This window comes from Streptomyces dioscori, from assembly GCF_003024195.1.
GTDB classification, from domain to species: Bacteria; Actinomycetota; Actinomycetes; order Streptomycetales; family Streptomycetaceae; genus Streptomyces; species Streptomyces dioscori.
The window spans coordinates 1-24692 of sequence record NZ_KZ679069.1 but is presented as its reverse complement, the minus strand read 5'-3'; the positions used below and the strand labels follow the sequence as shown (position 1 = coordinate 24692).

At 68.2% G+C, this 24692-nt stretch carries 24 protein-coding genes; 16 read left to right on the top strand and 8 right to left on the bottom strand.

Going from position 1 to position 24692, the window contains the following annotated elements:
- Window positions 1–265: 265 nt before the first annotated feature.
- From C6Y14_RS43435 to C6Y14_RS43420, 4 genes are all read left to right on the top strand, one after another.
- Window positions 266–544, top strand: a complete 279-nt coding sequence (locus tag C6Y14_RS43435; RefSeq protein WP_107022455.1) for a hypothetical protein — start codon at window positions 266–268, stop codon at window positions 542–544.
- Window positions 545–943: 399 nt separating this feature from the next.
- The gene (locus C6Y14_RS43430) at window positions 944–1366 is read left to right on the top strand and encodes a DUF6924 domain-containing protein (RefSeq protein WP_107022454.1); all 423 of its coding nucleotides are present in this window, start codon (window positions 944–946) and stop codon (window positions 1364–1366) included.
- A 559-nt stretch (window positions 1367–1925) separates the two neighbouring features.
- A complete protein-coding gene (locus tag C6Y14_RS43425; protein ID WP_107022453.1) occupies window positions 1926–2132 on the top strand; it encodes a hypothetical protein in 207 nt (68 codons plus the stop codon).
- Complete coding sequence (locus C6Y14_RS43420; RefSeq protein WP_107022452.1) at window positions 2129–2512, top strand: hypothetical protein; 384 nt, start codon at window positions 2129–2131, stop codon at window positions 2510–2512. Before C6Y14_RS43425 ends, C6Y14_RS43420 begins: the two co-directional genes overlap by 4 nt.
- Before the next feature lie 269 nt (window positions 2513–2781).
- Here the strand turns inward: C6Y14_RS43420 and C6Y14_RS43415 are convergent, their stop codons facing one another.
- Window positions 2782–3999 carry a CoA transferase gene (locus C6Y14_RS43415; protein ID WP_107022467.1) on the bottom strand — a complete coding sequence of 406 codons (1218 nt, stop codon included), beginning with the start codon at window positions 3997–3999 and terminating at the stop codon, window positions 2782–2784.
- Between the two features lie 224 nt (window positions 4000–4223).
- Window positions 4224–4598 (bottom strand): Tn3 family transposase, encoded by a 375-nt coding sequence (locus C6Y14_RS43410; RefSeq protein ID WP_159074426.1) that lies wholly within the window; start codon window positions 4596–4598, stop codon window positions 4224–4226.
- Window positions 4599–4977: 379 nt separating this feature from the next.
- Between C6Y14_RS43410 and C6Y14_RS43405 the strand changes: the two genes are divergently transcribed.
- Complete coding sequence (locus tag C6Y14_RS43405) at window positions 4978–7134, top strand: MMPL family transporter (RefSeq protein ID WP_107022450.1); 2157 nt, start codon at window positions 4978–4980, stop codon at window positions 7132–7134.
- A 340-nt stretch (window positions 7135–7474) separates the two neighbouring features.
- Here the strand turns inward: C6Y14_RS43405 and C6Y14_RS43400 are convergent, their stop codons facing one another.
- Together C6Y14_RS43400 and C6Y14_RS43395 are read right to left on the bottom strand one after the other, a co-directional pair.
- Window positions 7475–8926 (bottom strand): HAMP domain-containing sensor histidine kinase, encoded by a 1452-nt coding sequence (locus C6Y14_RS43400; protein WP_107022449.1) that lies wholly within the window; start codon window positions 8924–8926, stop codon window positions 7475–7477.
- On the bottom strand, window positions 8923–9615 hold the full coding sequence (locus C6Y14_RS43395) for a response regulator transcription factor (protein WP_107022448.1): 693 nt from the start codon (window positions 9613–9615) through the stop codon (window positions 8923–8925). Before C6Y14_RS43395 ends, C6Y14_RS43400 begins: the two co-directional genes overlap by 4 nt.
- A gap of 415 nt (window positions 9616–10030) precedes the next feature.
- Between C6Y14_RS43395 and C6Y14_RS43390 the strand changes: the two genes are divergently transcribed.
- Window positions 10031–11161 carry an amidohydrolase family protein gene (locus C6Y14_RS43390; protein ID WP_107022447.1) on the top strand — a complete coding sequence of 377 codons (1131 nt, stop codon included), beginning with the start codon at window positions 10031–10033 and terminating at the stop codon, window positions 11159–11161.
- A gap of 177 nt (window positions 11162–11338) precedes the next feature.
- Here C6Y14_RS43390 and C6Y14_RS43385 read toward each other — a convergent pair whose 3' ends face one another.
- On the bottom strand, window positions 11339–12235 hold the full coding sequence (locus C6Y14_RS43385) for a helix-turn-helix transcriptional regulator (protein WP_107022466.1): 897 nt from the start codon (window positions 12233–12235) through the stop codon (window positions 11339–11341).
- A 119-nt stretch (window positions 12236–12354) separates the two neighbouring features.
- On the opposite strand from C6Y14_RS43385, the gene C6Y14_RS43380 reads away from it, so the two are divergent.
- The 6 genes from C6Y14_RS43380 to C6Y14_RS43355 all read left to right on the top strand — a co-directional run bounded on the left by C6Y14_RS43380 (window position 12355) and on the right by C6Y14_RS43355 (window position 16608).
- Entirely contained in the window at window positions 12355–13062 is a 708-nt protein-coding gene (locus tag C6Y14_RS43380) for a DsbA family protein (protein WP_225891575.1), read from the top strand.
- Between the two features lie 32 nt (window positions 13063–13094).
- Entirely contained in the window at window positions 13095–13856 is a 762-nt protein-coding gene (locus C6Y14_RS43375; protein WP_107022465.1) for a nuclear transport factor 2 family protein, read from the top strand.
- Window positions 13857–13888: 32 nt separating this feature from the next.
- Window positions 13889–14212 carry a MoaF-related domain-containing protein gene (locus tag C6Y14_RS43370; protein ID WP_107022446.1) on the top strand — a complete coding sequence of 108 codons (324 nt, stop codon included), beginning with the start codon at window positions 13889–13891 and terminating at the stop codon, window positions 14210–14212.
- A 169-nt stretch (window positions 14213–14381) separates the two neighbouring features.
- Window positions 14382–15428 (top strand): protein-ADP-ribose hydrolase, encoded by a 1047-nt coding sequence (locus C6Y14_RS43365; RefSeq protein ID WP_225891573.1) that lies wholly within the window; start codon window positions 14382–14384, stop codon window positions 15426–15428.
- Window positions 15350–16231 carry an SIR2 family NAD-dependent protein deacylase gene (locus C6Y14_RS43360; protein WP_107022444.1) on the top strand — a complete coding sequence of 294 codons (882 nt, stop codon included), beginning with the start codon at window positions 15350–15352 and terminating at the stop codon, window positions 16229–16231. The genes C6Y14_RS43365 and C6Y14_RS43360 overlap by 79 nt, the downstream gene beginning before the upstream one ends.
- Window positions 16228–16608, top strand: a complete 381-nt coding sequence (locus tag C6Y14_RS43355; protein WP_107022443.1) for a nuclear transport factor 2 family protein — start codon at window positions 16228–16230, stop codon at window positions 16606–16608. Before C6Y14_RS43360 ends, C6Y14_RS43355 begins: the two co-directional genes overlap by 4 nt.
- A gap of 131 nt (window positions 16609–16739) precedes the next feature.
- On the opposite strand, the gene C6Y14_RS44410 is transcribed toward C6Y14_RS43355, so the two are convergent.
- Window positions 16740–17423, bottom strand: coding sequence for an SGNH/GDSL hydrolase family protein (locus tag C6Y14_RS44410; RefSeq protein ID WP_159074425.1), 684 nt, complete (start codon window positions 17421–17423; stop codon window positions 16740–16742).
- 618 nt (window positions 17424–18041) lie between these two features.
- Between C6Y14_RS44410 and C6Y14_RS43345 the strand changes: the two genes are divergently transcribed.
- Window positions 18042–18932 carry a MerR family transcriptional regulator gene (locus tag C6Y14_RS43345; RefSeq protein ID WP_107022441.1) on the top strand — a complete coding sequence of 297 codons (891 nt, stop codon included), beginning with the start codon at window positions 18042–18044 and terminating at the stop codon, window positions 18930–18932.
- 787 nt (window positions 18933–19719) lie between these two features.
- Here the strand turns inward: C6Y14_RS43345 and C6Y14_RS43340 are convergent.
- Window positions 19720–20526: a helix-turn-helix transcriptional regulator gene (locus C6Y14_RS43340; RefSeq protein ID WP_225891572.1), complete on the bottom strand. Its 807-nt coding sequence runs from the start codon at window positions 20524–20526 to the stop codon at window positions 19720–19722.
- A gap of 61 nt (window positions 20527–20587) precedes the next feature.
- Here C6Y14_RS43340 and C6Y14_RS45465 point away from each other — a divergent pair, with 61 nt between their 5' ends.
- Both C6Y14_RS45465 and C6Y14_RS43335 read left to right on the top strand, forming a co-directional pair.
- Window positions 20588–20749: a hypothetical protein gene (locus C6Y14_RS45465; protein WP_225891571.1), complete on the top strand. Its 162-nt coding sequence runs from the start codon at window positions 20588–20590 to the stop codon at window positions 20747–20749.
- A 320-nt stretch (window positions 20750–21069) separates the two neighbouring features.
- Window positions 21070–21993, top strand: a complete 924-nt coding sequence (locus tag C6Y14_RS43335) for an NADP-dependent oxidoreductase (RefSeq protein ID WP_107022439.1) — start codon at window positions 21070–21072, stop codon at window positions 21991–21993.
- A 247-nt stretch (window positions 21994–22240) separates the two neighbouring features.
- On the opposite strand, the gene C6Y14_RS43330 is transcribed toward C6Y14_RS43335, so the two are convergent.
- Complete coding sequence (locus tag C6Y14_RS43330) at window positions 22241–23707, bottom strand: non-reducing end alpha-L-arabinofuranosidase family hydrolase (RefSeq protein ID WP_107022438.1); 1467 nt, start codon at window positions 23705–23707, stop codon at window positions 22241–22243.
- A gap of 478 nt (window positions 23708–24185) precedes the next feature.
- Here C6Y14_RS43330 and C6Y14_RS43325 point away from each other — a divergent pair, with 478 nt between their 5' ends.
- The gene (locus tag C6Y14_RS43325; RefSeq protein WP_107022437.1) at window positions 24186–24560 is read left to right on the top strand and encodes an AraC-like ligand-binding domain-containing protein; all 375 of its coding nucleotides are present in this window, start codon (window positions 24186–24188) and stop codon (window positions 24558–24560) included.
- The last annotated feature ends 132 nt before the right edge of the window (window positions 24561–24692 follow it).

Below are 24692 nucleotides of genomic sequence, written 5' to 3'. Positions count from 1 at the left end.
CAGAACGGCACGGCCCCTCCGAGCGGCGGCGATGCGGCAGCGATGCGGTCCTCCACCTGAGGCACGGCCGTCATCACCGTCCGTAGCCCGATCCGAGAGCCTGGCATACCCACCGGCAAGACACCCGCCCGCGCAGCCCCCGCAAAACCAAGCATTTTGGTCTGGGTTGAAAGGAGTTGCCCATACATCAAGCCGAGCACAGGATGAAGCCAGATCCGGTCCACAGCCGACCGGTCACGTGCTTCTGATGACTTGTGGGGGAACCATGTTAAAGAAGATCATGCAGACGGCATTTGCGTTGGCGCTCGCCGCCGGCGCTGTCACCGGTGCCGCTGCGACCGCGCAAGCCGGCGAGCAGGCGGCGCAGCAGGCGTCTCACAGGGCGAGCGCCGGCATCCAGAGCCTGCAGTGGCAGGGGCCGTTCGGCACCTACTCCTCCTGCTTGACCGTTCAGAACGAGTTCCGGCGCTATTACGACATCACAGTCGCGTGCAAGTACTTCGCGTCCTCCGGCTACTACTTCCAGTACGACAACGGCCGTTGAGAACCACGTACACGGTAATGCGGTAGCTCTGTGGGCCAGGCCTTGCGGACCTGGTCACAGGGCCCACGCAATGGCGGACCAGACTGTCGGCACACACGAACAGACGCGCTTTCTTGGAGCACTTGCGTTCGCTGGACGCCCGCCACCGGGTGCTCGCCCAGGTCGAACGGCTGGAAAGACGCTCTTACGTCTACCGCCGACTCGCGATGGTGACGGGTGGGCCATGACCGGCGACCAGGATCGGCCGCCGCCCTGCGCTGTGCCGCGGTGAGCGCCGCCTGCCGTCCCTGAGCTCGATGCCTACCGCAACAGCAAGGCCCCGCCTGCCCTCCGGCCTTGATCCAGTCACTTCTGGTGCTGCCTTAGCGACGTTTGTCCTCGGGTGCAAGGATGGCATGCATGCACCTTCCACAACCCGATGATCTGTCCTCACTGGTACTTCGTACCGACTTCAGCAACGAGGCGGCGTGGGAGGTGGTGCAGACAGAGATCGGCGAATCGGGCGACTACCGCGACGCAACGTTCGTCAGTGACTCCTCCTTCACCGATGTCAGTGTTCAGACGCTGATCGACGCGGATGCTGCCGCTGATGGCGACAACAAACTGTTCTATGTGTTCCTCGCTGACGCGACCACCATGACCGGCACGGAGCATCCACTCCTGGCCGTCGACCTCTCTGATGAACCCGGACGGACATTCCGGCTTCCGACCCGTTGGTACGCCGACGTCTCCAACAACTTGGCCATCGCCAACATGGACTTCTCGGAGTTCGCCGACGCCACCGACAACTCGGACACGTACGACGGCTTCGGGGACGACTGAGCACACACGGCGACCGGATCGTCCGCACACAACACCGCGTCCACGAGCCCGATTCACAGTCCGCGACGGGCACAACCGTTCACAGGGACAAGCGGCATGATCGCCGCGTAGGCCCACGTCGGTGAGGCCATCCGCCAGACCGCAGAACAACCAACCGGCGGCGCCAGCGATGTCCGGGGTCCGAAGCAGATAACCGCGCCCGACGGCGACCCGGTCTCCACCAGTTGCGGCGACTTCGGCGTCGAGCGGTGGCTGCTCGCCCTGGGTACCCACTTCAACGGTGACCGGGTCCGGGGCCTGGGCCAGGGCGGGGGCCGGGACCGGTCACCGTCGAGAAAGCCGGCGAGTCCCCGGCCTGACGAAAAGCGGGGCGCGGTGACGGACGTCGTACGACGGGTCCGGCTCGTGCAGTCCGTACGGTGGCGCGGCCGGGAGTGCGGGAGAGGGCCAGTCCTGTACCGGGGCTGGGTCTCGGCGTGAGTGCCTGGCACTCGCACCCGTATTGCCACCTCGCGGCAGTGGGTACCTCACTCGGTACCGGATGGGGTACCTTGAGAATATGCCAGCACTCAACGTGGAATTCAGCGAAGAAGAGATGGCGCGACTGCGGGAACGAGCGGCCTTGACGGGCCGGAGTCTGAAGCAGCACGTCCACGACGTGACGGTCGAGGAGGCCGACCGGCTCGCCTTCGTGGAAGGCGCTGTCGCGGAAGCGGCCCGGGTCCTGCCCGGCATCGAGGCGCGCTTCCCCGCAGGACAGCGATGAGCGCGATCATCCGCGTCGACGTCGGCTGGGTCCTGCAGATCCAGTCCGCGATCTCCCCGCTGAACGTGCCCATCGCCGACTGGGGCGCGCTGGGCTTCATGGCCGACCGGCACACCTTCGAGCGCGAGCGCGGCACCCTGTACTACGAGGAACCCGCTTCCCGGGCCGCGACCTTCCTGCACACCGCGCTGCTGCTGCGCCCCTTCACCGACTACAACCTCGTCATCGGATGGGCCTGCACCAGCCAGTACATGCATCTCTCAAGCCAACCCCTCCAGACCAAGGACGACGACCTGTACGAACTCGCCCAAGCCATCCGCACCCAGGAAGCCGACCTACGCACCATCGCGCAGCGCCTGGAGGCCTGGCGCAGCCAGTGATGCTGCCCAGGTGCTGCGGGTAGTCGGTGGACCGTCCGGAGCGTGACCAATCTTGATGTCGGTCCGTACAGCGGGTGCGGCGACGAGGAGTGCAAAGGGCTCGGAGGGTGCGTTCCCTCCCCGGATCTTCTCAAGAGACGGTGATCGGAGGGTGTCGAAGCGTCGGGGTTTTTGAAGGAGTTTTTGAAGGCGACCCCGGGCCCTCGCGGACCGGTTTCATGATCGTCAGTAGACGATGGTTATTTGAAGACCCAGGGGCCGTCACGGTTTCAGGCCCAGTTCGGCGAATCGGTGCCCCACCGGGTCGGTGCATGGTCCCAGTTCACGGGTGCACCGTTGAAGTGGACCGGGGGCAGGGCATGACGCAGCAGTCCGTAGGACGATTCGGTCTCGGTGAGCCAGACTCCGGAATCGTAGGTGTCGGCTTCGCCCTGAGCGGGGGTGGGACGGATGTCGTGCAGCAGCCAGGACGCTGTGCCTGCCAGGGAGAGGCGAAGATGCCGTCCACCGCCGGTGTTCAGACGGTCGCTCAGTGCACGGAGGACGGCGGCGGCGAGCAGGTACCCGGTTCCGTGGTCCAGCGCCTGCGCGGGCAGTACACCGGGGCGGCCGTCGGCCGTGGCCTCGATCGCGGCGATACCGGTACCGGCTTGGACCAGGCTGTCGAAGCCGCGACGCTCGGCCCAGGGGCCGGACCAGTCCCAGGCGCACAATTGGGCCACGACAAGGCCGGGGTACCGGTCCAGGAGCGCGTCCGGGGCCAGTCCGTGCCGGTCCAGGGCGCCGGGGCGGTAGCCGGTCACCACGACGTCCGCCTGACCGAGAAGGTCCTCGAAGGCGTGCCGGTCGCCGGGGCTGCTGAGGTCCAGCAACGTGGAGCGTTTGCCCATGCCGGTGTCGGTGTGAGTATCGGGGTCCTCGGGGAGTTGGGGGGCGTCCACGCGCAGCACGTCGGCGCCCAGCAGTGCCAGTGTGCGGGTGGCGACGGGGCCGGCGAGGACGCGGGTCAGGTCCAGGACCCGCACGTCCTGGGCAGGTACCGATGCGGGCGCCAGCAGTCGAGGGCCGCTCTGACCCACGTGCCGCGTCTGGACCAGGGCGGGTACGGCCGCAGCGGGCGTGGAAGCCACGGCCACGGCAAGGCCGCCCGCCGCGTAGACGGTCTCCTGGACCTCCCCCGCCGGTCGCGATGACAGCTCTTTCGAAAGCACCCCCGCCAGGGCCTGGTCCCCTCCTGTGTCCGCGATACCCAGGGAGCTGAGCAGCCGGGCTCGGTGGTGCGGGTAGTTGGCGTGGGTGCGAACCCAGCCGTCGGCCGCCTGCCAGAACCCGGACAGCGGGGCGAAAGACGTCGGGGCCCGGCCGGCGATTCGCAGATGGCGTTCGCTGACGAACGCGGTGGCCACCGCCGCCTCGTTCACCCGCACAGCGGGCACCGGCACGCGGTTGCGCAGCGCCAGCATTTCCGCCGCCGCCAACGAGGCCACTCCGACGCCGGCCCGCGCCAGCTCCCTCACCGGCAGACGCGACGGCAGGACTGCGCCCGGTCCTTCGAAGGACACGTTCTGAACCAGCTGGCTCCGGCCCCCCAGGGCCGCCCAGGCGTGTGCGGTGGCCGCATCCTCGGTATGGGTCATCCGCTCATTGTGCGACGCCACCTGGATGACGCCTCGCTCGGCTCTGCCATTTACCAACTGGCCGAGCCGAGGAGTCACGGGTGCGGAACAGCAGGTTGGACATCAGGCGGGCCGCAGTCAAGGGCTGGGCGGATCCCGCCGAGCGGCCGATGGCACCCGCTGCAGGCCGCCTCTGTCACGTCTTCGCCGTCGAGCTGGATGACGTGCTCCGTCAGGTACGGGGAGAGCTCCGCCAGGTCCTCCGGCTCGATGAGGTCATCGTCAGCGGCCACCCCGCAGTTGCCGAAACGCAGCCACCCGGAGAACCCGTTGTACGCCTCGACGTTGTTCGTCGGTGCCGTCATCCGCCGGCGCATCGACGCGCCCGACAGATACGTCAGCAGCCGGACCGAGGTCTGCACGGGCTCGACACGGATGCCGTTGTGGCCCACCGAGATGGATGTGTGCATCGCCGCTGTGGGCGTCGAAAGCAGCGCCGTCGCTTCCGGCTGCCTCGAAGGCGGGGTCGGGCTGGCGGCGATCGACGTCGTCCTGAACGGAGTACGGGTCAGGCAGCGTCTGCGAGGCGGCGAGTAGCCCGCCGCCACAGTGCTCGTCCGAGCAGCAACTGGCGGGCCGAGCATGGCCCGTACGGGCTGTGTTGGCCGGGGGACGCACTGCCGTGGTCGTGCCGCGGTCAGGGCCGCCAGGCTGTCGCCCGACCACCGAACCTGGGCACCTGGTTCGGCCAACTCGGCCTGAGCGGCCCTATTAACAGTCGTCTCAGGTTCGCTCGGTACGAAGTAGGCGTCCAGATAAGCGATGTAACCCGTATGTAGGAGGCTAGTGATGGCAGTCAACGCAGCGCCGTCCGGGAAAGCGCCGGCCGGCCGGTTGGCAGGCCGGTGGGTGCCATGGTTGGTGATCGGCCTGTGGCTGGTGCTGGCGGCGAGCATGGTGCCGCTGAGCGGAAAGCTGAGCTCGGTCACCACCGACAGCGCAGTAGACACCTTGCCGGCCAGTGCCGAGTCCACCAAGGTGGCGGTGCTGGACGACAGTCTCCCCGGCGGTGACAACAGCACGTTCGTCTTCGTGTACCACCGCGCCGGCGGCATGACCGACGCCGACCGCGCGACGGTCGAGCGCCACTACGACACCCTTGCCAAGCGGTACCCGCCGAAGGCGACGGCGGCGGCCGGCGAGGACGACGAGGGCTCAACGACGAGCCCCTCCACCGACCGCAAGGCGATGATGTTCACCCTTGAGGTGAGCACGACCTACGGCGCGCCGGAGGACCTCGTCGGCCCGTTGCGTGACGCCGCGAAGGACCGCCCCTCCGGCCTGGAACTCGACGTGACCGGCCCTGGCGCGATCGACGGCGACATGGATGCCGTCTTCGACGGCATCGACGTGCAGGTCCTCCTCACCACCATCGTCGTCGTCACGCTCCTGCTCATCCTCACCTACCGCAGCCCGGTGTTGTGGATCATCCCGCTGGTGGCCGTCGGCGCGGCCGCACTGACCTCGATGGGGACCGTCTACCTGCTCGTCAAGGGCTTCGGCATCGTGGTCAACGACCAGAACAACGCGCTGCTGACGATCCTGGTGTTCGGCGTCGGCACGGACTACGCGCTGTTGCTCATCGCTCGATATCGGGAGGCACTGCACCACCATGAGAACGTCCGGGTCGCGATGGTCCACGCGCTACGCGGCGCGGCGCCGGCCATCGTCGCGTCCGCGGCCACCGTGGTCGCCGGCCTGCTCTGCCTGCTCGTCGCGGACCTGAACAGCACCAGCGGGTTGGGCCCGATCGGTGCGGCCGGCATCCTGTGCGCACTGGTGGCCATGCTGACGCTGTTCCCGGCGGTGCTCGTGGTACTCGGCAGGCGAATCTTCTGGCCGGCCATCCCGCGGTTCAGCACGGCCGTGGAGGAGAAGCCAGGGCTGTGGGGACGGCTCGGCACCGCCATCAGCCGCCGCCGGTGGCTGGCGGCGCTCGGCTCGCTCGGAGTCCTCGGTGTGCTCGCCCTCGGTTTGGCGGGCAACACCGGCGCCTTGCGGGAGCAGGACCAGTTCCTGTCCGCGCCGGAGTCGGTCACCGGCTTCACCGTTCTGCGCCAGCACTTCCCGGAGCTCGGCGGCCAGCCGATGACGGTCTTCACGCGGCCGGCGCACCAGAAGCAGGTACTCGACATCGTCAAGGACACTCGCGGCGTGGCCCAGGCCGTCCCGGAGCAGACCAGCCGTGGCTGGGCCAACATCTCCGTGTTCCCGAAGGACGCGCCGGACACCGTCGCGGAGTACGACACGATCAAGCGGGTACGCACCGCCGTGCACGCGGTGAGCGGGGCAGAGGCAATCGTCGGTGGGCCAAGTGCGGAGAATCTCGACACCGAGGTGACCACCAAGCGCGACGAGAAGCTGGTGATCCCGCTGGTGCTCGCCGTCGTCCTGCTCGTCCTCGGGCTGCTGCTGCGCGCGATCCTGGCCCCGCTGCTCCTGATGGCGACCGTGATCGTCTCATTCGCCGCAGCCTTCGGCGGCAGCGTGTTCGTCTTCGACACGATCCTCGGGTTCAAGGGAATCGACTATTCGGTGCCGCTGCTGGCATTCCTGTTCCTGGTGGCACTCGGCGTCGACTACAACATCTTCCTGGCCAGCCGGGCCCGGGAGGAGACCGTACGTCTCGGCACCAGAGAAGGCATACTCAAAGCCCTGTCGGCCACCGGTGGCGTCATCACCTCGGCAGGCCTGGTCCTCGCGGCCACGTTCGCGGTCCTCGCCACACTTCCGCTGGTGATGCTGATCGAGGTCGGGTTCCTGGTCGCCTTCGGCGTGCTGCTCGACGCCCTGCTGGTGCGGTCGGTCCTGGTGCCCGCCCTCACCTTGCTGATCGGCCGCCGGATCTGGTGGCCGAGCCGGCTGTCCCGTCCAGCGGCGGAGCTGCCGGACGGCCAACAGCCGCTCGCCGACGACGAGGAGCAGGAGCCCGCGCTGCAACGGTGAGCGCGGCGGCACGGACGAGATCCGGGACGGGCCCCAGGCCCGTCCCGGTTTTTTCATGGGCCCGACGGTCGCCGCCATTCGGTCCTGCGCCGTGTGGTCGAGCCGTGCGGTCGAGTCGTGTGGTCGAGCCGTGTGGTCGGGGATGGGGCCGACGCATCGCAGTGTCCTGCCCGGTGGTGGGCCGCGCGGGGCGTTGCCCGACGGCCACCGTCTTTTGGTCCTGCGCGGTGCGGCCGGGGCCGGGGTCGCCGCATCACGGTGTCCTGCCCCGACGGTGAGCCGCGCGGGGCCATGCCCGAGGGCCGCCACCCTTTGTCCCGCGTCGCGCCGCCGGGGTGGGTCAGCGCGCCGCGGTGTCCTCCCCGGGGGCGCGGCGCGCGACCGGGGCGGGCGGGGCCGCGGCCGGAAGGTCGACCCGAAGCAGCGCGCCACCGCGTGCGGAGCGGGCGACAGCGGCCCGGCCGCCGTGGGCGTCGACGACCCTCTGCACGATCGACAGTCCCAGACCGGATCCCGGCAACGCCCGGGCGCTGTCGGCACGGTAGAACCGGTCGAACACCCGCGGTACGTCGGCGGCGTCGATGCCCGGTCCGGCGTCGTCGACCTCAAGCACCGCCGACTCGCCCTCGGCCCTGAGCCGGACCTGGACCGGCTGGTCCGTGGGGGACCACTTACCGGCGTTGTCGATGAGGTTGAGCACCGCCCGCTCAAGCGCGGCGGGACGCCCGTTCACCCACACGGAGGTCACGTCGAGCGCCACCTCGATGTCGGGCACGCGGGAACCCGCCCGGGTCGCGGCGGCCAGCACCACGTCGGCGAGGTCGAGCACCTCGGTGCTCTCGTCGCTGACGTCACCGCGCGCCAGGTCGGTCAGCTCGGCGACGAGGGTGCTCAACTCGGCCACCTGGGCGCCGAGATCGTTGAGCAGCCGGGTCCGGCTCTCCGCAGGCAGCGCGCTGTCCAGGGTGCCGCGCCGATCGAGCCGGATCAGCAGCTCGGCGTTGAGGCGCAGGCTGGTGAGCGGGGTCTTGAGCTCGTGGGCGGCGTCCTCGGCGAGCAGCCGCTGGGCCCGCCGGGAGTCCCGGAGCGCGGCGAGCATGTCGTTGATCGACCGGATCAGCCGCCGGATCTCACCACCGCCCTCATCCGGGATGTCGGCGTCGAGATCCCGGGTGTGCGCGACACGTACCGCGGCGGCGGTCAGCCGGTCGATCGGTGCCAGCCCGGTCCGCGCCACGGTCCGCCCGACCAGGGCGCCACCGACCACGCAGAGCAGCCCGATCAGCAGCATGCCGAACCCGAACTGGTTGATCGGGCTGTCGTCGACGACGCGGGCCACCTGGACCGCGCCGTCGCCCGCCCGCAGCGTGTAGATGACGTAGCCGTCCTCGTCGCTGTCGTTCGACTCCATCAGGTCGGCCGACGCGCCCTGCGCCACGCGCCCGGCGTCCTCGCTGACCGGGGGCAGCGCGGGTTGGCCGGCCGGCGTGCGGATCGAGCCGTCGGGCAGGATGACCCGCGCCAGCCGACCGGATCCGGGATACGGCGGTAGCTGGACGCGCGCCAGACCGGCGCGCTCCGCGTTCGTCGCCAGGACGCGGGAGTCGGCGCGCAGTTGGTTCTCGGCGGTGTCCTTCAGCTCCCAGTCCATCAGCTCGCTGGCCACCTGGAAGGCTACGAACACGCTGACCGCGATGGCCGTCGCCGCGATCACCGTCAGCCTGGCCCGCAGGGACCGCCGGCGCCACCATCGGGTCAGCCGGCGTGGTTCCCGGCCGACGTGCCCGCTCACGGAGGAGTCTCCCGCAACGTGTATCCCAGGCCGCGCAGCGTGTAGATCAATCGCGGCTCACCCTCGGCCTCCATCTTGCGGCGCAGGTAACTCACGTACACCTGAAGGTTGTTGGCAGTGGAACTCATGCCGAAGCCCCAGATCGTCTCGAACAGCGCGTCGCGGGTCACGACCCGGGTCGCGTTGCTCACGAGGACCTGCAGGAGGGAGAACTCGGTCCGGGTCAGTCGCAGCGGCCGCGTGCCTCGCCATGCCTCGAACCTGTCGGGATCGAGCCGAACGTCGGCGAACGACAGGATCTGCGAGTCCTCGTCGGCCGGCGTGCGGCGGCGCAGCAGGGCCCGCACCCGGGCCAGCAACTCCTCGGTGGCGAACGGTTTGGGCAGGTAGTCGTCGGCGCCCGCGTCCAGCCCCGCGACCCGGTCGGAGACCTGGTCACGGGCGGTCAGCATCAGCACCGGCAGATCCCGGCCCGCGGCCCGCAACCGCCGGCAGGTCTCCAATCCGCCGAGGCGGGGCATCATCACGTCGAGGATCAGCAGATCCAGCGTGTCACCGCCGGCCCCACCGACCCCGTCGAGCACGGCGAAACCGTTGCCGACGGTGCTGGTGTCGTAACCCTCGACCTGGAGCACCCGCTCCAGCGAGTCGCGGATGGCCGCCTCGTCATCCGCGATCATGATCCGCACGCCGTCCCGCCCCCCTTCAGTCGATGCTTTTTCGTTCATTGTCCCCGATCAACCTGAGGGCAGTGTTAGAGCGTTGCCGCTGTGGTGCCCGCAGGTTGTGCTCACGAATGCTTGAGACCGTGTCCTGCGTGGTGAGGCCAAGTGGGCGTCGACGCCTTGCTGATCCGGCCCGAGAGCTGTGTCGCCTTGCCCGTGCCCGCCGGGCAGGACCTCGACCGGGCAGGACCCCGACGCCACCACGCCGTTCGTGCGCTGTGCACCTGCTTCCACAAAACGGCCTGAGCGGCCGCATTAACGTTCGTCTCAGGTTCGCTCGGTAGGAAGTAGGAATCCGGATAAGCGAGGTAACCCGTCGCGTCCTGCAGACGGATGCCCCCTGGATACCGCACCACACAAACACCCGAGGGGAACTGACATGACGTCCAACGCAAACGCTGTGAAGCGCCTCACGACGGGGCGCCGCGGTTTTCTGGCCGGTACGGCAGCACTTGGCATCGGTGCCGGCTTGTCCACGCATGCCATCGCCTCCCACGTGGCAGCGGACGACGAGACTACGAATTTTTCGCAGCGAGATCAGGACCTGCCCTTCATCGGCGCGGAAGAGACCTTTTCCACCCGCGAGTTGATGGTGCTGAACGACAGGCTGTTCCTTGAGGACACTGGTCTTGCCGAGCTCGGCCCGCGACGCATCGGCGCAATGGATGAGGCGGGGCTCAACGTTCAGATCCTCTCCGCACACACGCCAGGCGTGCAGAATGTCAGAGGCCAGAAGGGTATCGATTTCGCGTATCGCCTCAACAAGCTGCTCGTCGATGGACCGATGGCCACCTATCCGGGGCGGTTCAAGGCATTTGCAACCTTGCCTCTGCAGAATCCTGAGGCATCGGCGGACGAACTGGAACGCACAGTTCGGGAGGATGGCTTCCTGGGATGTCTGACCAACGGAATCATCGGGAAGAAATTCCTCGACCATCCCGACTTCGAACCCTTGTTGGCGCGCGCAGAAGCCCTTGATGTGCCGATATACATCCATCCGGGCCTGCCGCCTGAAGAGGTTTTCGACATCTACTACAGCAATATGCGGCCGGAATATCAGAAAGAGTTCCAGGACCAGGTTCTCAGCATCTCCGCATACGGATGGCACCAGGAAGTCGTCACTCAGTGCCTCCGCATGATCACCTCAGGAGTATTCGACAGGCATCCCAAGCTCCAGATCATCATCGGCCACATGGGAGAGGGCCTGCCGTTCTTCTACGAACGCGTCGTGGAGAAGATGAGCGAAGTGACCGAGAAGAGCCTGGACAAGCCGTTCGAGCAGTATTTCCACGACAATTTCTGGTTCACGACCAGCGCATTCCCACAGACCGAACTGCTCGATCTCCTACTGAAGCACGTAAGCGTGGATCGAGTGATGTTCGCGACCGACTACCCGTTTGCAGATATGAAGACTCAGACCGACTGGTTCCGGGGAGTCGCTCTGCCACGCGAAGCCAAGGAGAAGATTGCGTTCCGAAATGCGGAAAAATTGTTCGGAATCAAAGTCTGACACGTCCCGACGGGCAGCATGATGCCCGTGAAGTGACGCGCCGGCGTCGACAGAAGTGGAGAATGCTTTGGCTGTCTGGCGAAAGTGCCGCCAAAGTATGTGATCGGCCCAGGCCCTGGCGTTGAGGGTGCGGATCGCCCTGCCGTTTCGGGGCCCGAGGTGCCGCCGATGGTCACCTCACCTCGGGGTGTGTCCCCGGACCGTTTCGCGGAAGGCGATCGGGGTCTGGCCGGTGCGCTGGTGGAAGTACTTGCTGAAGTGGGTGGGGCTGGAGAAGCCGAGGCGGTCGGCGATTCGGGCGGCGCTCTGATCGCTGTGGGCCAGAAGGCGCTTGGCTTCGAGGACGACGCGGCGGTCGATGAATTCCTTGGCGCCCAGGCCGACTGAGGCCAGGGTGGCTCGCGCGAGGGTGCGGGCCGAGTAGCCGAGCGCGTCGGCGTAGTCCTCGACCCGGCGGGTGCGGGCGAAGTCTTTCTCCACCGCGTCACGGAAGCGCAGGTAGGTGGTGTCGGGTTCGGGGGCAGGGCTGCCGACCGGCGCGGTGAGGTGGGCCAGTCGCAGGACGAGGACGGCCAGCAGGTGGCGCAGGGCCGCGGTGTGAATCTCCAGGGGCAGGCGTCCGAGGGCGTGGAACTCGGCGGCGAGATGGTCGGCTGCCAGGCGAAGAACCCTGGCGTCCTCAGGCAGGGGCCGGCGCAGGATCGGCGCGTGCGGGTCCTCTACGTGGGCGCCGGTGGTGGTGGCCGGATCGAGGAAGTCCTGGCGGAACAGGATCAGGGTGCCCTCGGCGTGGGTGAGGTCGCCCCACTGCTGCACCTGACCGGGGCGGACCCACAGCCAGGAGCCGGGTTCGAGGGCGTAGGCGGTGAAGTCGACCGTGTGCCAGAGGCTTCCGCCGGTGAGGGTGATCAGGTGGTGGAAGTCCGGACGCTGGGGAGCCGCGAGCCGCTCGATGCGCACGCGGTGGCGCAGGTCGACGAGGGACAGCACCTCGACCCCGGCGGGGGTGCCGGCGGGCGCCGCGAATGAGATCTCCTCGATCCCGCGGTCGGCGTCATGTCGGTTTTTGACCATCATCAGTCGCCAGCGTATCCGATTCAGCCTGTTCAGCGGCTCTAGCGTGGAGGTGTCAGCTCATCCGGCGTACGTCGATGTCGGAAAGCAGTAAGAGAGCGAGAGAGAGGAGGGGTGTGATGCATCGGGCGGAGCGGGCCTGCCTGACGTACGCCTTCGACGCGTACTGTGCCTGGCGCTGCGGCGTCGGCTTCGGCTGCGGCTTCGGCTTCGGCTTCGGCTTCGGCTTCGGCCCCATTTTGCGGACCTTCGCCGAGGACATCGCTCACCGCATCCGGCTCAGCGTCGTGTCGGCCGGCCTCTACACCGGTGCTCGGGCGCTACCGGTGGCGGCCTATCCTCACCAGCTGGCCGAACGCCGCACCATCACACGGCTGACCGGAGTCGCCTGCGGCATGGGCTACGACCGTGCCGTGTCGCGGGGGACGACCGTGCTCGACTCCACCGACGCGGCGGCGGGGCTGCCCGCGCTGCGCGAGCAGCCCGGGATCAGCGAACTGGACGCGGCCGAGGTCATGCAGCGGGCCTGGTTCGTCGACGATCGCAGCCTGTCTGTCCGACGTACAGGTCTACCGGGGTGTAGCCGGCGAGCTCGGCCTGAACGCGGACGCCGTGACCGCGGCATACACGTGCCCGGCCGGCCGGGTGCGGGCCCGCCCCACTTCCGTACGCTGCGTCGCCTGCGCGTCCTCCGCTACCCGACGCTGCTGCTGGACACGGCGCACCCTGCCGACCAGATGGGTGGCGCAGCCCCTACCGCCGCCTCCCCGGCCTCCGCACTCGACCAGCGGCTGACCACGTCCACCCCCCAAGTCCCCGCCCAATGAACCGCCTTGCGAGGAGAACCGTCATGAGCCTCATGAGCCACGCCAAGAACACCGTCCTGACCGCGGCCGACGAGCTGTTCGGCCAGAAGGACCCGAGCGCGGTGGACCGCTGGGTCGCCGCCGACTACACCCAGCACAGCGCCCTGGCCGCCGACGGCCCCGAGGCCCTGCGCCGGCTGGTCGCAGGCCTGCCGGAAGGTTTCCGCTACGAAGGCGCCCGGGTGATCGCCGACGGCGACCTGGTCGCCCTGCACGGCACGTATCACGGCTTCGGGCCCGACCCGCTGGTCGCCTTCGACATCTTCCGCGTCGACGCCGACGGCAAGCTCGCGGAGCACTGGGACGCGCTGACCCCGATGGTCACCGACACCGCTTCCGGGCGCTCGCAGACCGATGGCCCCACCGAGGTCACCGCGCCCGAACAGACCGAGGCCAACCGGGCCCTGGTCGCCGAGTTCGCGCAGAAGGTCCTGGTCGGCGCCGACTACTCGGTGCTCACCGACTACATCTCCACCGAGACGTACAAGCAGCACAACCCGGAGGCCGCCGACGGCCTCGACGGTTTCGGCGCCGCCGCCGCGAAGTGGGCCGAGCAGGGCAAGAACCTCGTCTACAAGACCGTCCACAAGGTCATCGCCGAGGGCGAGTGCGTTCTGCTCCAGTCCGAAGGCGAGTTCGGCGTCCCCGTCGCGTACTACGACCTCTTCCGCGTCCACGACGGCAAGATCGCCGAGCACTGGGACGTCATCTCCCCCATCCCGGCCGAGCTGCCCCACGGCAACGACCTGTTCTGAAAACCGCGCACCGCCAGCAGAAATAGAACGCGATGAGTGAGCTCACCTACGCCGGGAAGACCTTCGTCTTCCACGTCGACAACGGGGTCTATTCCCGCAGCACGTACGCGGCCGACGGCACCACTCTCCGCTACGAGAACCTCGACGGCCCGGCCCAAGGCTCCGAGGAGAGCGTCACCCTCCACACCGCCGAGGTGGCCCCCGGCCCGATCATGCTCGACCGGGCCGAGAAGCCCGGCATGACGGTCACCCACCTCATGAACCCCAACGCCCGTACTGTGCACGCCTTCTGGGCCTACGAGACGGGCGACGGCCGCGTCGCCGAACCGCACACCGGAACCCTCGGACCCACTTGAGGGGCCCTCACCTGCCGCCGCCGTACCCCCCGCCGGCCTGCGGGTTGCGGGTGCGGGCATGGCGGCGTGCCGTTCGGCATATCTGTCTCACCTTCGACCCTTCACGTACCTACTCGACCCGTCACGTAGCCACTCGTCCCGTCACGTACCCACTGCCCGGAGGGCCACCGTGCACCCGACCCCGACCCCGACCCCACCCCCGCTGCCGCTGAACCTGCCCCTGCCGCTGCCCGTCTACCGCGCCGCCATCGCCTTGGACGAACCGTTCCGGCCCGACGCCGGCCACGACACAGACGACCGGGCCGCCGATCTGGTCCGCGAGGCACTCGGCCTGTTGGGCGACGACCCGACGGCAATGAGGGCCGGGCTGCGTCCCGGCGCAGCGGACCGGCTCGACGACGCCGCCGCCCGGCGCCTCCTGCGCGCCGTGCTGACGGTCCGGCAACCGGCCCCGCTGCCCACTCGGGCCGCCCGCGTCCTGGACGCGCTGTTGACCGGCGAACGCCTGGCGCGCGACACCACCGACGCGGCCTCGCTGCCCACCGTCCGCGACACGCTCCCCCACGCCGCGTACCGGGCCGCCGACCGTACGGTGCTGTGGCAGGGCGACCTCACCACCCTCGGCGCGGACGCCGTCGTGAACGCCGCCAACAGTGCCCTGCTCGGATGCTTCCGGCCGATGCACCGGTGCATCGACAACGCCCTCCACGCCGCGGCCGGCCCCCGCCTGCGCGACGACTGCCACGCGATCATGTCCTTGCAGGGCCATCCGGAGCCGACCGGCACCGCCAAGATCACCCGCGGCTACCACCTGCCCGCCCGCTACGTCCTGCACACCGTCGGACCGATCGTCGACGGCCCCGTGCTCCCGCAGCACCAGCAGGCGCTGGCGGCCTCCTACCGTGCCTGCCTCGACCTCGCCGCCGAAGTGGGCAACATACGCGGCGTCGCGTTCTGCGGCATCAGCACCGGCGTCTTCGGCTACCCAAAGACGCCCGCCGCCCGCATCGCCCTGGACACCGTGGCCGAATGGCTCGACCTGCACCCCGAGCGGCTCGACCGCGTGATCTTCAACGTGTACGCGGACGACGATCTCGCCGCCTACGTCCAGGCACTGACCGAAGGGACCCAGCCCCGATGCCCCAGCCCGGCTTCGACTTGGAAGCCGCCGCCGAAACGATACGCACATGGCTCGACGAGGCCGAGCGCGTCCTGATCACCGCCGGAGCCGGACTCAGCGCCGCCGCCGGATACGACTACGGCGACGAAGACCGCTTCCGGGAACTCTTCCCCGCCCTGCACCGCCTCGGCCTGCGCTCCCGCTACCTCGTCGGTGTCCCCCTGCCGCCCGAGCTGTGGTGGGGTTACTGGGCCGTCCACATCGATGACATCCGCTTCTCCCCGGAACCCAACCCCCTCTATCAGCGGCTGAGATCCCTCGTCGGCGACAAGGACCACTGGGTGATGACGTCCAACGTGGACGCCCTCTTCGCCCGGGGCGGCTTCGACCCCGACCGGATCTTCACCCCGCAGGGCGACTACGGCCGCTACCAGTGCACGACCCCCTGCACCCCGACCACCTTCGACAGCCGCCCCCTCGTCGCGCAGCTCCTCGCCGCTTACGACCCTGCCACCGGCGCCGTCACCGGTCCCCTGCCCAGCTGCCCGAACTGTGACGGCGAGGTCGAGATCAACGTCCGCATCGGCCCCGAGTTCGTCGACGACCCCTACCTCCCGTCGAGCCGCCGCCTCCAGGACTGGCTGGTGACCGCAGCCGACGCCCGCCTGCTCATTCTTGAGTTCGGCGCCGGATTCAACACCCCTGGCGTCATCCGATGGCCGGGCGAAAACCTCACCCGCCGGATCCCACACGCAGGCCTCATCCGCATCAACCCCACCCACCCCGAGACCCCCGCCGACCTCACCGGCAGGACCCTGTCCGTCCCGGCCGAGGCCGACCAATTGCTCGACCGACTCACCGTGCCGCACCCGGCACCCGACCCTACGGCGGCATCATGAGCGACCCGGAGAAGAACAAGAACACGGCTCAGGCCTTCTACGACCTGATGTTCAACCAGTGCCGCCCCGCCGAGGCCATCAGTCTGTACGCGGGCGACATCTACATCCAGCACAACGCCCATGTCGGCGACGGCAAGCAGGCGTTCATCGACTACTTCGAGCGCATGGCCGTCGAATATCCCGGCAAGCGGGTTGAGGTCAAGCGCGCCTTCGCCGAAGGTGACCACGTGATCCTGCACTGCCACCAGACCTGGCCCGCCGAGGAGTACGCCGGCATCGACATCTTCCGCTTCGATGCACACGGCAGGATCGTCGAACACTGGGACGTCCTCCAGGTGATCCCACCCACCTCCAAGAACACCAACACCATGTTCTGACCCTCGCCCCACCCGCGCCACACTGAAACGCTCACACGCAACCACCAACGCCCCCCCCCACACGGGGGCAGAACGCCAGCCGGCCGCGTCCGTCGTCGCGCTGCATAGAGCAGGTTCAAAACACTGCCTCCTCACCAGTAGAACTGCGGAAATCCGAGATCACGGTGGCCCGTTAGTACCTGACCGAGTCCCGCCGTCTGATCAGCGGCACGATCGGCCCGCACGTCCGGCTGCGCCGCAGCGGCAGTTCGACGGTCGAGGTCGTCTTGGTCCGGACACGGAAGAAGACGCGGTACTTCTCGAACTTCGCGGCCAGCACCTCGGGGGCGGCGCGGGCTTGAGGGTGGGTGACGGATGAAGTGACGCAGGGCGTGGGCGGCGTCTTTGGCGGCGTAGAGGTCCACGAAGTCGGCGTCGTTGTCCGCGGCGGCCTGCTTCATGCGGTCGTCCAGCCGCTTCTGCACCTGGTCCAGGAGGGGCAGCGCCTCTTGGGGGATGTCGGCGAACGGCAGTTCCGCCCGGCTGTGGGCCGCGGCCAGGCACTTGGTCGTGTTCTTGGGCACGAGCCGGGGGTAGCCGGCCAGGACGCGCTCGACGTCCGGGGCGAAGTAGCTCATGCGCGTGAGCATCTGCTCCAGGTCCCCTTCGACCTGATCGAGCATGGATTCCAGCCATGCCTTTCCGTCTTCTGATCCAAGGAAGTCCCGGCACTCGCCGACCGGTTGGTCCGGGGCCACCGGCCCTTCGGGCAGCAGCGGAGGGCGGTTGCGGAGTTGGTCGGAGCACTGATTGAGGACGCCGGTGAAGCCCAGCATGTTGCCAGCCACCACCAGCTGGGTGTCGTCCCTGAGCGCGTCCTGCTGCGCCGGGACCGTCCCAGCGCCGAAGGGCAGCTGCTGTTCCTACCCCGGAGTTTCGACGAGCGCGCCGCCGCAGGAGACGTCCGGCTGGACGTCGAGGGTGATGTCCTTGTCCTTGAGGAGGCTCTGGGTGGCTTCGGCGGGTTAGTTCTCCGCAGCCTGGAAACACCGGTCCCTCCGCTCGAACACCCGGACCGGGCGGCCATGCTCCGCGGTGAAGTGGTGACCTGGTGCTCTCGGGGTTCGAAGAACAGTCCCGGAGAGTCCCCCCCCGGGTGTGTACCCGGGAGGCTCGCGCAGCCCCCTTTACCGTCCCGTATCCCCGCGAAGGCAAGAGTGGCTGTTCAACGCTTCCAGGTATGTCGGCGGTCACTGGGACATCCCCAGCGGTGGCCACTTGGCGGGGAGCGATCCGACCGCCGGTGGTCACTCTGCGTTCCCGGATGGTTTGTCGTTCTTGATCGCTGCCAGCACAGCCAGGACCTGGGTTCTGGAACACCTGGATGGGGTTGTTGCACATGCCGTAGCGGCATGTGGTGGGGTCGGGGCATCACACGAAAGGCTCTGTCTGCCATGTACCCCTCCTTCACGCCTCCCCGGCAGGTCAAGATCGGTGATGCCGCTGCGTTCGCCGGGATCACCCCACGCGCCATCCGGCATTACCACGAAATCGGTCTGCTGCCGGAACCCGAGCGCGGTGGGGACGGCCGCCGCCGCTACGGCTATGACGACATCACCCGCCTGCTGTGGATCCGCAAAATGGCTGATGCTGGCATCAGCCTGGACGACATGCGGGCCGCCTTCGGTGAAGCCCGGGACGAGGCTGGAGACGAAGCCCTGGACCAAGGCCCGGATATCGAGTCGGTCCTGAGCAGGTTGGAGGAAACCTTGGCGGCGCAGGAGGCCGCCATCAAACGTCGGCGCGTGGCTGTCCAGCGTCTGCAGGCCGTGGGCAGCCCGCTGGGGCTGCTCTCCGAACTGGTCACGGACCGGCTCAGCCACCTGCCCCCGGGAGCGTTGCGCCCCTCCGATCTGGACGCCCTGCTGATCACGGAGCGGATCTTCGGGCGGCTGGGTGCCGCCATCCAGGCCAGCACGTTCATCGTGCTGGCCACGCACTCCGACCTGCGGGCCGAGGAGGACCGTCTTGAGGCGGCCGAGGTCGCTCTCGACGACGGCGTCGAACCCGACGACCCGCGCGTCGAAGATCTCGCAGTACAGCGATGCGCTCACCAAATGGCCCTCAATCAGGCCATCGAGGCAGCTGGCCTCGACGCGGCCGAGGAGAAGATCTTCGATATCTACGACGCCGACCTGAAAGAGGAGGAAGGCACAGGGATGACCGCCGCTGCAGCGATTACCAAGATGCCCTACAACTTCTCCCCTGCCCGGATGCGTTGCGTGGAACTCGCCGGACGGCTCCTCGGCGAGGCCCTTGCCGACGCCCACCCCGCGGACAGTTGATCGCCTGCGCCTGGCACTGACGTGGCCAGACGACCGGTCGCATCCATCCGCATGTGACCGGTCGGGTCAGACGTCGAACCCGGGGCCGTGACCAAGAGTGACATCACAACTGGCCGTACGCGGGATCCCGAACTGGCCGCTGACACAGGTAGCGGCGGATGAACTGCGCCCCCCCCAGCACACAACCCTGCACCTCGCGGGCACGCGCGGCAGACACGCAGATGCTCCACGTAGGCGTCGTAAGTGCGGCGGACAGCGGGCGTCCGGTCCATGTGGTCTACCCGGGACACGCACCGTCACGCGCTCCTTGCGGAGCGGGCCGACCTCCGGCTCAATCCGAGCATGAACCGCACGCATTGCACTCGTTCCTGCCACCGCGGACGGCGGCACGGCGCACGACTACCGCACGAGCTTCCTGCAGCGGACGGTGAAAGCCCATCAGGAAATGCTGCACGCTGATGGGCGGGCAGGTCACATTGTGGTGGGACGCTGCTGGCATCCGGCCGCCGCAGCGCGCGTGCGGCGGCGGCCGGAAAGCGCGAGGGATCCGAGGACTCCCCCTGCTCGGGACCTCGCGCGAGGTGCCCTCCCGGCGAAGCGAGACAGCACGAGTTGCCTCGCCGGGCGTGCCTGGAGAGCGGAGGGCTGGAGCCGCGTAGCCGGCGGGGCGACTTGAGCCGGCCTCGGCAGTTGATCACGGCAGTCGATCACGGCTCGGGGGGCTGGGAGCCAGCGGGGCGCCCCACGGCCTGCACTTGTGCCAGAACCGATGATCTGTGACGGTCCATCACGGGTGTGCTGTAGTGCGGTGCTGACGCATGCCAGGCGAGGACGCTATTCCGTCGGGCTCCTCGAAGTACGCGGCGCTCTCCGCGTCCGCGGGGTAGTACGACTCGATCGCGACCTCGTCCAGAGTGATGTATATGGGAGTACCGAACGTGGTGATGGTCGAGAACAGCCGCACCTGTCGTCCGTGGAGACGAAGGATCATCGGGATCACCACATCGGATTGGACAGACCGGCCCGACGCGTTCTCGGAGTGGGGCTCCAGCAGTTCCTCATAGAGCGCGGTGAGTTCGGCGTCGGGAGCCATGGCGAGCTGACGCGTGATGCGGGAGCGGAACACCGCGCGTACATCGGCCAGGTTGACGACCAGAGGGGCGAATCCGCTCGGGTCCAGGCCCAGCCGCACCAGGTTGACCGGCGGCTGTAGCAGGTCGGGGTCGACGTCCGCGAAGAACGGCTCGACCGCGCGATTGGTCATCAGGATGTTCCACCGGCGGTCGAAGGCCAACGCCGGGTACGGCTCACGCGCGCGGAGCACCCTGTCGACCGCGTCCCGGGCCGCCGACAGCGCGGCGTCGTCGAGTGGGCGCTCGGTGTACCGGGGCGCGAAGCCGGCCGCGAGCAACAGCTGGTTGCGGTCACGCAACGGCACATCGAGCTGGTCCGCGAGCCGGAGGACCATGTCGGCGCTCGGGTTGGACTTGCCCGTCTCGACCAGACTCACGTGACGAGCCGAGACGTCGGCCGCGATCGCCAGATCGAGTTGGCTGAGTCGTCGGCGATGCCGCCGCTCCCGTACACGCGGCACTCCCGCATCTCGCCGATATGCAGGTCGAGGTCCACCACCTGCTGGCGGAGGGGATCGCGTCGTGATGCATTCGCGGCGGCAGCTTCCCGATGCCGGGCCGGAGATCGCGGTCGTTGACGTCTGGCGGATCGACGACGGGCTGATCGCCGAGGCCTGGGAGATCATCGAGCCGGTGGCTCAGGCGGCCGCCCATCTGGTGTGGTGGGAGCCCGCTGAGCGCTGACCGCCTCTACATCAGCGGCGTCCGCTGGGAACGCGACGGCGTCGACGCCGTCCTCCGATCCCGCGCACGGATAACGAACGGAGACTTCGACACCTAGCGACAGCTACCGACACCTGCCGACACCTTCACTCCGGCCGGGGACGCTCCTATGACGGTATGTCCCACGAAGGCGGAGCTGTACACAGTCCCGGTACCAATGGCGCTGTCCGGTCAGCGCTGTGATGTGCATCTCAGCCGGTTGCCCCTCACATCAATGTCAGAGGCGAGGATGGCGACGACGCCCGGCATCACCGGGTCGATCCTACGAGAGGCGGCGGAAGATGGGGCAGGCATGGGGTTTCGGCAGGTACGGCGGGCCCGAGGTGCAGGAGTTCTTCGACCGTCCCGATCCCGTCCCCGGTCGCAGCGAGGTGCTGATCCAGGTCGACGTCGCCGGTGTGAATCCCCTCGACCACATTCTGCGCTCGGGTCTGGTCGACGGGCTCGACGGCGGGCGCCCGTTTCCCCGCGTGCTGGGCATGGAGGCAGCCGGAACCGTCCTCGCCCGGGGCGAGGACGTCAACGGCCTCGAAGTGGGTGACGCGGTCTTCGGCTTCGCACTCACCGGTGGCGGCACCTACGCCGAGACGACGGTGCTGTCCGCGCCGAACACCGCGCGCATCCCGGAGGGTCTGTCCGCGACCGTGGCGGCAACACTGCCAGTGGCCGGGACGACCGCGGTGGACGTGCTCGACCAGCTCAGCCTCCCGGCCGGCGCCACGATCCTGGTGAACGGAGTCGGGGGCGGGGTCGGCCTCGCCGTCGCCCGGCTGGCCATCGGGCGCGAGCTGCGTGTGATCGGCACCGGGAGCACCGCCAAACGCGAGCACGCCGAGGCCATCGGGGTGCGGTTCATCGACTACACCGCCGAGGACGTCGCCGGCGCGGCACGCGAGCTGGTTCCGGACGGCTTCGACGGGATCGTGGACCTGGCCGGAGGCACCTCGCTGCGGAAGGTCGCTCCGCTGGCCCAGGATCCCCGCAACGTCATCGCTGTGGGTGACATGTCTGTGCCCGATCTCGGTGGGCGTTTCGTCGAGCGCCGCCTCGACCGCGAGAATCTGGAGCGGTCGGCCCGGCTGGCCCTCGAAGGACTCCTCGCACCCGTGATCACCGCGGTCCATCCGCTCTCCGACGCCCCGGCTGCCCTCGCCACCGTCGAGAACGGTCACACGTCGGGCAAGGTTGTCATCAAGGTGGCATGAGAAGTGCCCGGCTGCCTGACGTAGTCGATGCACGATGCACGAGCGCGTCATGCACCCTGGGCCGCTGCTTGTCAGCCAGTCAGCCTAGTGGCCGTCAACCACGGCAACCGCGATGAGCGCTGATGTCTCGCCTGGCTCGGGCGGGCTCTCACGGGTTCGGAGGGGTTCGGACGGGCTCGGGCGGGCTCGATCTTCCGCCGAGCCCGCCCCGCCGGCTCCGTACCGCAGCCGGACCCGTGCCATGCCGTCAGCGCTGCAGTGTCAGCAGACCAGGACGGTAGGGCAGGAGGCCGTAGTCGCCACCGGAGTTGGGGCTGCGGCCCTGGTAGAGCAACTGCAGATTGCAGGCATCGACGGTCATGGTCTGATCGGAACTGGTACGGATCAGCTCGCCGTGGCTGATGTCGTTGGTCCAGGTGGCGCCGCTGTTGGCCTTGCCGGCGAACGGGTTGCTCTCCGTCGCGGCTTGGGGTGTCCATGAGCCGTTCAGGCTGGTGGCCGTGAAGGAGCGGAAGTAGCGGCCCTGCGCGCCGATCGCCTCGACGATCATGAGGTAGCGGTTCTGGCCCTGCAGTTTGTAGACCTGGGGGGCTTCGAACAGGTTGTTCGTCGTATCGCTCATGACCACTGTGGAGGTCGTACCGAAGCTGCCGGGGAAGTTTCCGATCGGCATACCGGCCCGGTAGATCTTGCCGTTGTCGCCGGCGAAGAACAGGTACATGTTCGTCCCGTCACCGATGAGCGCCTGGTCGATGGGGCCGGTTCCGGAGTCGGAGATGCTTCCCGAGAAGAGCACCTGCGCGGATGACCAGCCATTCGGGTTGGTGGGGTCGCTCGACGTCCGGTAGGAGAAGGCGGTCCCGCCCCACTGGTAGGCGAGCACCCACACGTTCTTCGGCGCGAAGTAGAAGAGCGTGGGCGCCACGGTGGGAGTCGACATCGCGTTCTGGCCGGCCGAGCCCATCTCCGACCAATTGGTGAACAGGCCGAAGTTCATCGAGCCCCAGCTCGTGCCCGTGTCGTGCGTCGTGGCATAGACGAGTTGCCGCCCGTTGTAGGGGGCGACGGTGAAGTCCTTCAGCGAGACCCACCCGGACTTGGGCTGCGCCAACGCGGCCGTGGATGTCCAGCGGTACGTCGACGGAAGGTCGCACTGGCCGGGGGTGTCGGCGCCGACTTGGACGAGTTGCCACTGCTGGTTGGTGCCGCCCCAGTCGTCGTACTGGACGATGTTCGCGTTGTCGGCAGTGGAGGCGCCTTGTACTTCGAGAGCCTTGTTGCTGTGACGCGAGATGAGCCTCACATAGCCGTCCGAACTGTCGGCCAGTCGCCACTGCTGGTTGGTGCTGTTCAGGTCGGCCCACTGGACGATCGAACCACCGTTCGCGGTGGACCAGTTGTAGAGGTCCAGCACCTTGCCGGAATGGCGGGACTTGATGCGGTAGTAGCCGTCTCCGGAAGCGACGAACTGCCACTGCTGCTGGCTCTGATCGTTTCTGCTCCACTGAGTGATGCGGGCTCCATCGGTGGTCGCCATGTTGTAGACATCCAGGGCCTTACCGCTGTTGCGGTTGACCAGCACGTACGAGGCATCGGGATCCACGGTTGCCGCGTCGGCGGGCTGGGCGCCGAGGAAGGCAGCCACGAGCAGCAGGGGTGAAAGAACGGCGAGCAGGCGTCTGGGCCGGACCGGGGACGGGCGGCGGAACCACATCAGAGAGCCTCCTTGAGGGTGGGGCGAGGCGACGCGGACGAACCGAGGAGCTGTCCTGCTTGGAACCCAGGACAGCGCCGAAACATTCGAGGAATTCCCGGATCCTTCGACGCCACAAGCTAGGAACGTGCGACCCCACGGTCAAGGCTTGTCGCGCACATGTCCACAAACGGCCCCTCACCCCAAGGACTCTGCGAGCGGCACCAGGGACCGGAAAAGCTCCGACAAGCAGACCATCCGGCTCCACCGATCCAACGGGCGTTGCGTGGAAGCGGGAGGTGAGCGCGCGGCGTCCCCGCGCTCACCTTCGTCTCACCCCGGACCCTATGGCGCCCGTAGGTGGCGACATCGGGAGTTCCCACCCTGCTCGACAAGGGATCGAATGTTTCGAACAAGAAGGGGAAACTTTCTTCTGATGAGCATCGGTAGGGCGAAGCCGTAGGCCTGACCCCCGAGCTCGCCCGGCCAGGGCCAGGATGTGCTGTCGTTCCGGACGACGGATGTGGACGAGGCCCGGCAGGTCATCCACGAAGGCTTATACACGAACTTCATCGACGTGCCCGACGGCAGCACCGGGTTCATGGCCCGGTACGACATCGCCGCTTTCGGTGCGCTCACGCTCGGACGGCTCTCCTTCGGCTCGGAGGTGGGCATACAGTTCGGGGAACTCCGCTCGTACCACGTGGACATCCCCCTGGGCGGCCACTTCGCCTGGCGTCAAGGACGGCACACTCATGCGGTGGCGACCACCGCGAGTGCCGCCGTCTTCCAACCGCACGGCGTGACGACCCTGGATCGGGTTAGCACCGACTGCTTGATGCTGGCCGTGAAGATCGATTCCCAGGCCCAATGATCCGCGGGGTGTTCGACGAGATACGGGCCGGCGAGTTGCTCACCCAGCCGATGGTCGCCCCCCCCCCCCCCCCCCCCCCCCCCCCCCCCCCCCCCCCCCCCCCCCCCCCCCCCCCCCCCCCCCCCCCCCCCC

Bases quoted from the DNA above. Each gene is read 5' to 3' on its own strand.
- C6Y14_RS43355 (WP_107022443.1), top strand. From the start codon at position 16,228: ATGAGCGACCCGGAGAAGAACAAGAACACGGCTCAGGCCTTCTACGAC.
- C6Y14_RS43370 (WP_107022446.1), top strand. From the start codon at position 13,889: ATGAGTGAGCTCACCTACGCCGGGAAGACCTTCGTCTTCCACGTCGAC.
- C6Y14_RS43430 (WP_107022454.1), top strand. From the start codon at position 944: ATGCACCTTCCACAACCCGATGATCTGTCCTCACTGGTACTTCGTACC.
- C6Y14_RS43375 (WP_107022465.1), top strand. From the start codon at position 13,095: ATGAGCCACGCCAAGAACACCGTCCTGACCGCGGCCGACGAGCTGTTC.
- C6Y14_RS43385 (WP_107022466.1), bottom strand. From the start codon at position 12,235: ATGGTCAAAAACCGACATGACGCCGACCGCGGGATCGAGGAGATCTCA.
- C6Y14_RS43405 (WP_107022450.1), top strand. From the start codon at position 4,978: ATGGCAGTCAACGCAGCGCCGTCCGGGAAAGCGCCGGCCGGCCGGTTG.
- C6Y14_RS43345 (WP_107022441.1), top strand. From the start codon at position 18,042: ATGTACCCCTCCTTCACGCCTCCCCGGCAGGTCAAGATCGGTGATGCC.
- C6Y14_RS43420 (WP_107022452.1), top strand. From the start codon at position 2,129: ATGAGCGCGATCATCCGCGTCGACGTCGGCTGGGTCCTGCAGATCCAG.
- C6Y14_RS43410 (WP_159074426.1), bottom strand. From the start codon at position 4,598: ATGCACACATCCATCTCGGTGGGCCACAACGGCATCCGTGTCGAGCCC.
- C6Y14_RS44410 (WP_159074425.1), bottom strand. From the start codon at position 17,423: ATGCTGGGCTTCACCGGCGTCCTCAATCAGTGCTCCGACCAACTCCGC.
- C6Y14_RS43360 (WP_107022444.1), top strand. From the start codon at position 15,350: ATGCCCCAGCCCGGCTTCGACTTGGAAGCCGCCGCCGAAACGATACGC.
- C6Y14_RS43380 (WP_225891575.1), top strand. From the start codon at position 12,355: ATGCATCGGGCGGAGCGGGCCTGCCTGACGTACGCCTTCGACGCGTAC.
- C6Y14_RS43435 (WP_107022455.1), top strand. From the start codon at position 266: ATGTTAAAGAAGATCATGCAGACGGCATTTGCGTTGGCGCTCGCCGCC.
- C6Y14_RS43425 (WP_107022453.1), top strand. From the start codon at position 1,926: ATGCCAGCACTCAACGTGGAATTCAGCGAAGAAGAGATGGCGCGACTG.
- C6Y14_RS43330 (WP_107022438.1), bottom strand. From the start codon at position 23,707: ATGTGGTTCCGCCGCCCGTCCCCGGTCCGGCCCAGACGCCTGCTCGCC.
- C6Y14_RS43335 (WP_107022439.1), top strand. From the start codon at position 21,070: ATGGGGCAGGCATGGGGTTTCGGCAGGTACGGCGGGCCCGAGGTGCAG.
- C6Y14_RS43390 (WP_107022447.1), top strand. From the start codon at position 10,031: ATGACGTCCAACGCAAACGCTGTGAAGCGCCTCACGACGGGGCGCCGC.